Annotated in this window: 2 tRNA genes and 1 rRNA gene; all 3 read right to left on the bottom strand. The window is 53.0% G+C overall.

Features of this window, described 5'->3' with window-relative positions:
• Nucleotides 1-139 (bottom strand): 23S ribosomal RNA (locus ELH03_RS37175); the annotation flags it as partial.
• Nucleotides 140-636: 497 nt separating this feature from the next.
• Nucleotides 637-712, bottom strand: a tRNA-Ala gene (locus ELH03_RS37180).
• Between the two features lie 116 nt (nucleotides 713-828).
• Nucleotides 829-905 (bottom strand) — tRNA-Ile (locus ELH03_RS37185).
• Nucleotides 906-1,067 lie beyond the last annotated feature (162 nt).

A 1,067-nucleotide genomic window follows, 5' to 3' on the forward strand; every position in this document is an offset into this window, starting at 1 on the left:
ATTTAAGGTGGGTTGCCCCATTCGGAGATCCATGGATCAAAGCTCATTCGCAGCTCCCCACGGCTTTTCGCAGCGTATCACGTCCTTCATCGCCTGTGCATGCCAAGGCATCCACCAAATGCCCTTACGACACTTAATCGTTCTCATTGCCAATGCTCATCATCTCGTTGCCCGCCCCATAAGGAACGGCAACAGACCGGGTTACCTTTTACAACCCAGTCAATCCAACAATGCCATTAACGTGTTCGACAGGTCTGCTTTATTGGAGCTACGCCGAGCAGCTCGCTTGCAGCCTGTCTTAAGACCAGCTTCTCGAGATTGGATCCGATACCGCGCGGTCAGGCAACGGTAATCCGATCGTTCATCAGACGATGCCCAAAGGCAACGAACAACAAACGATCCAGAGTGACAAGCTTCCTACCTACCTCCAATCCCTCCACCACATCCGGCCGGCTAGGCCATCCATGGTTTCACAGGAACTGGGCTCGGACGCCTTGGGCAAAACCCAAAACACCTGGAAGCCTCCAGATCAATCTTCTCTTCACAATGTATGCAGAACAGGCACCAGCTCGAAGCCAGTGCAAAACTTTTATTTCTTCAAAAGACAAATGCCGTCAGCTTCAACACCAATCGATTTGGTGGAGCTGAGCGGGATCGAACCGCTGACCCCCTGCTTGCAAAGCAGGTGCTCTCCCAGCTGAGCTACAGCCCCTCCAGCTCGATCACCCAGGGGCAAGACCCCAAGGTTCGGCAACAATCCGCATCGCCTGACATTCCATCATCCCTCAACCCTCATTCGCTACAGCAAATTTCATTTGCTGGTGCAAATGGTGGGCCCGGGAAGACTTGAACTTCCGACCCCACGCTTATCAAGCGTGTGCTCTAACCAACTGAGCTACGGGCCCATTCGGGGAACCGGTCGACGCGGTTTTTTGTCTTCTTGAAGAAAGAGAAACGTGGACGGCGAAAGCTCGCCATACCGTCGTGACCGAAGTCATCGCGGCGTATTACGTTTCGATAGTCACCTGACTGGTGCCATCTATGTTCTAAAAAGCACGGGAAGGTTC

Source organism: Rhizobium beringeri, from assembly GCF_004306515.1.
Lineage (GTDB): Bacteria > Pseudomonadota > Alphaproteobacteria > Rhizobiales > Rhizobiaceae > Rhizobium > Rhizobium beringeri.